Genomic DNA, 4,126 nt, shown 5'->3' on the forward strand with positions numbered 1-4,126 from the left:
GCTGCTCGATTCCCTTGGCGGTCCGCACCGCGACGCCAAGCAGTTTCACACGATAGCCGAGTTCCTCCGCGGCCCGCAAATCTTCCGGCTTGATCGAGGAAATGCCTTCGACATAGACCGCGCTTTGCGCAACCTTTGTGCCGAAAGCGAGGCTCGCCAGAATGGCAAGCTTTTGCGCGGTGTCGTGGCCGTCGACGTCGAAGGACGGATTGGCCTCGGCATAGCCGAGACGCTGCGCATCCTTCAGACACTCGGCAAACGACAAACCCTCCTGCTCCATCCGCGTCAGGATGTAATTGCAGGTGCCGTTGAGAATGCCATAGACGCGATTGACCGAGGTGCCCGCGAGCCCCTCGCGCAGCGTCTTAACGATCGGAATGGCGGCGCCGACCGCGGCCTCGAAGTTCAGCGCACCGCCGAACTGCTCGGCGGCTTTCGCGAGTTTAAGTCCATGCTTGGCGATCAGCGCCTTGTTGGCGGTCACGACCGACTTGCCGGCCTTGAGCGCGGCTTCGATCGCGGACAGCGCTGGCTCGCCCGCGCCCCCCATCAATTCGACAAAGCAATCGATCCTGGGATCGCTCGCCAGTTCGAGCGGATTTTTGGCCCAGTCGATGCCTTGCAGGTCGAGGCCGCGCTTCTTGGCCTTTGAGCGCGCGGTCACCGCGACCACGCGCACCGGACGGCCACACCGCGCGGACAACACCCGGCCCTGTTGCTCGATCAGGCGGACGACCTCAGCGCCGACAGTGCCGAGCCCCGCGATACCCACTTTGAGGGGTGCGACCATGATGGGAAAAGACCTGCGAGGATTGCCCGCGCGGAAGGCGCAGGCAACGATGGGTTAGAGTATTAGCGCCGGTTGGCGAGAGGAACCACGTTGTGCAACGTTTCGATGCCGCTTTCAAGGAAGCGGCGCACGCCGCGGGCGGCCTGCCGGATGCGTTGCTCGTTTTCCACCATGGCGATGCGCACGTAGCCTTCGCCGTGTTCGCCAAAGCCGACGCCCGGCGAGACCACCACCCCCGATTTTTCCACCATCAGGGTCGCAAACTGCATGCTGCCGAGGCCGCGGAAGGCTTCCGGTAGCGGCGCCCAGGCAAACATCGACGCCTCCGGCGGCGGAATCTCCCAGCCGGCCCGGCCAAACGATTCCACCAGCGCATCCCGGCGCTTGCGATAGGTCTCGCGCATTTCGCGAATGCAATCATCGGGCCCGTTGAGCGCCGCGGTGGCCGCAACCTGGATCGGCGTAAAGGCACCGTAGTCGAGATAGGATTTGACCCGCGCCAGCGCCGCGATGATGCGCTCGTTGCCGACGGCAAATCCCATGCGCCAGCCCGCCATCGAATAGGTTTTCGACATCGAGGTGAATTCGACCGTCACATCGATCGCGCCGGGCACCTGCAAGACCGACGGCGGCGGGTTCTTGTCCTCGAAATAGACCTCGGCATAAGCGAGGTCGGACAGAATGAAGATGTCGTGCTTTTTGGCGAAGGCAACGAGATCGCGGTAAAAGTCCAGGCTCGCAACATAGGCCGTCGGGTTGGATGGATAGCAGACGACAAGCGCCAGCGGTTTTGGGATCGAATGAATGATCGCCCGCTCGCAGGCCTCGAAAAACTGCGGCGTCGGCTCGGAGGGTACCGAGCGGATCACGCCGCCCGCCATCAGGAAGCCGAAGGCGTGGATCGGATAGCTCGGATTGGGGCACAGCACCACATCGCCCGGTGCGGTGATCGCCTGGGCTACGTTGGCAAAGCCCTCTTTCGATCCGAGCGTAGCGACGATCTGGGTCTCCGGATTGAGTTTGACGCCAAAGCGGCGGTCATAATACGCCGCCTGCGCGCGGCGGAGGCCGGCAATGCCGCGTGATGCCGAATAGCGATCGGTGCGCGGCTTGCCGAGCGTCTCCTTCAGCTTCTCAAGCACATGGGGCGGCGTCGGGAGGTCGGGGTTTCCCATGCCGAGATCGATGATATCGGCACCGGCATTGCGCGCGGCCGCCTTGGCGCGGTTGACCTGCTCGAACACATAAGGCGGCAAACGGCGAATGCGGTAGAAATCTTCCATGGGACCTTCAACTCCGGCAGCCCTCAGCGGCAATTTTCGAGGGACAGATTCGCCGACGGACCCCTTGCACGAGCTTTTGCCTTCGCCATAAATCTACACAAAATCAATGTCTTAGTGAGATATCGGACTAAGGTAGTTTAAGCCTCGCGCCAACTTGCGGGGTTCAGCTCATCAATTCTAGCACGTGGGGCGCGACGTGCCAGCAGCGAGATTACTTCTGGCCCGGCTGATCCTTGGACGGAGCCTGATCCTTGGCGCCCCCTGCGGAAGCCTGACGCTCCCGCGCCGCGATCAGCTCCTTCTGGACCTTGGCCCGCTCGGCCGGGTCCATCGCCTCCTCGTCACGCGCCGGCGGCGTTGCATTGACCGGCAGGTACGTCCCTGCATCCCGGCCCCGCGTGTCGGACGTGGCGCCGATCGGAATCTCGGCGATCGAGGTCGAGCAGCCGGCCAAAGCCACCGCCAGGAGCAGCGGCGCTGCCCCAGCCAAGGCCCTGTTTACCCGCCGTTCCGACATTGTCGTCCTATATCCAACCCGCGCCTGACACACGCTGACACAATTCCGGCCAACGTACCCCAAACTGCCAAACCATTGTTGCCCGAAACCGTTAAGCCCGAAACAAGAAATCGGCGGTCTTAGGCTTCAATGAGACCACTCTAGACAAAATATCGCACTGCAACAGCAACTTTTCGGGAGCAGACCGCTCTACCTGCAGCGGCGATCTCACGCGATGACGAAGTCAAAATGAAGCGCTAGTGTTGCATCATGACGGACGTGACCACACAAGCCCCCAGCACACCGAAGTTCAATGCCGAAGCCTTTGCGATGAATCTCGCCAAGGCGATGGAGAGCGGCGGCCAGGCGCTCGCCTCCTATCTCAAGCCCAGCGCGAGCGGCGACGTTCCGGACAAGCCGCCGAGCGAATTGACGGAACTCGTCAAGACCTTCAGCAAGGTCGCCGAATACTGGCTCTCGGACCCCGATCGCGCCAACGATATCCAGACCCGGATCGGCAAGGCCTATCTCGACCTCTGGGGCAACTCGGTCCGGCGTCTGGCCGGCGAAGAAGCGCCCTCCGTGATCTCACCTGCGCCGCGCGACAAGCGGTTTGCCGATCCGGAATGGAAATCGAACCAGTTCTTCGATTTCATCCTGCAGCTTTATTTGCTGACGACGCGCTGGGCGAACGAGCTCGTCCGCGATGCCGAAGGACTTGATCCGCATACCCGCAAGAAGGCGGCGTTCTATGTCCAGCAGCTCACGAATGCGATCGCGCCGTCCAATTTCGTTCTGACCAATCCGGAAGTATTGCGCGAGACGCTGACATCGAACGGCGACAACCTGGTTCGCGGCATGAAGATGCTGGCCGAAGACATCGAGGCCGGGCACGGCACGCTTCGCATCCGCCAGTCCGATCCGAGCAACCTCGAAGTCGGCGTCAACATGGCGACCACGCCGGGCAAGGTGATCTACCAGAACGAACTGATGCAACTGATCCAGTATTCGCCCACGACCGAAACCGTGCTGCGAACACCACTCTTGATCGTGCCGCCCTGGATCAACAAGTTCTATATTCTCGATCTCAAGCCGGACAAATCCTTCATCAAGTGGTGCGTCGACCAGGGCGTTACCGTGTTCGTGATCTCCTGGGTCAATCCGGACAAGCGTCTCGGAGACAAGACCTGGGAAGACTACATGAAGGAAGGCCCCTTGGCGGCGATGGACGCGATCGAGCGCGTCACCGGCGAGATGAAAGTCCACACCATGGGTTATTGCGTCGGCGGGACCCTGCTCGCCACGACGCTGGCGTGGCTTGCGGAAAAACGGCGCGTCCGCGTGACCTCGGCGACCTTCCTGGCAGCGCAGGTCGACTTCACTCATGCCGGCGATCTCCTGGTGTTCGTCGACGAGGAGCAGATTTCCGCGATCGAGCGCGACATGAGAGCGTCTGGCGTGCTCGAGGGCGCCAAGATGGCGATGGCCTTCAACATGCTGCGATCCAACGACCTGATCTGGTCCTACGTCGTCAGCAACTATCTGAAGGGCAAGACG

At 61.8% G+C, this 4,126-nt stretch carries 4 protein-coding genes; 1 reads left to right on the top strand and 3 read right to left on the bottom strand.

What is annotated here, in order from left to right; all coding sequences use genetic code 11:
• The 3 genes from VFL62_RS00060 to VFL62_RS00070 form a co-directional block, all read right to left on the bottom strand.
• Positions 1-790, bottom strand: a 790-nt coding sequence (locus tag VFL62_RS00060) for a homoserine dehydrogenase (RefSeq protein WP_325170334.1), incomplete at its 3' end; no start/stop codon positions are given.
• 62 nt (positions 791-852) lie between these two features.
• The gene (locus tag VFL62_RS00065) at positions 853-2,073 is read right to left on the bottom strand and encodes an LL-diaminopimelate aminotransferase (RefSeq protein WP_325170335.1); all 1,221 of its coding nucleotides are present in this window, start codon (positions 2,071-2,073) and stop codon (positions 853-855) included.
• Positions 2,074-2,284: 211 nt separating this feature from the next.
• Positions 2,285-2,563, bottom strand: a complete 279-nt coding sequence (locus VFL62_RS00070) for a hypothetical protein (protein WP_325170336.1) — start codon at positions 2,561-2,563, stop codon at positions 2,285-2,287.
• 276 nt (positions 2,564-2,839) lie between these two features.
• Here VFL62_RS00070 and VFL62_RS00075 point away from each other — a divergent pair.
• The coding region (locus VFL62_RS00075; RefSeq protein ID WP_325170337.1) for a class I poly(R)-hydroxyalkanoic acid synthase at positions 2,840-4,126 on the top strand (1,287 nt) is incomplete at its 3' end.

Source organism: Bradyrhizobium sp., assembly GCF_035701725.1.
Lineage (GTDB): Bacteria > Pseudomonadota > Alphaproteobacteria > Rhizobiales > Xanthobacteraceae > Bradyrhizobium.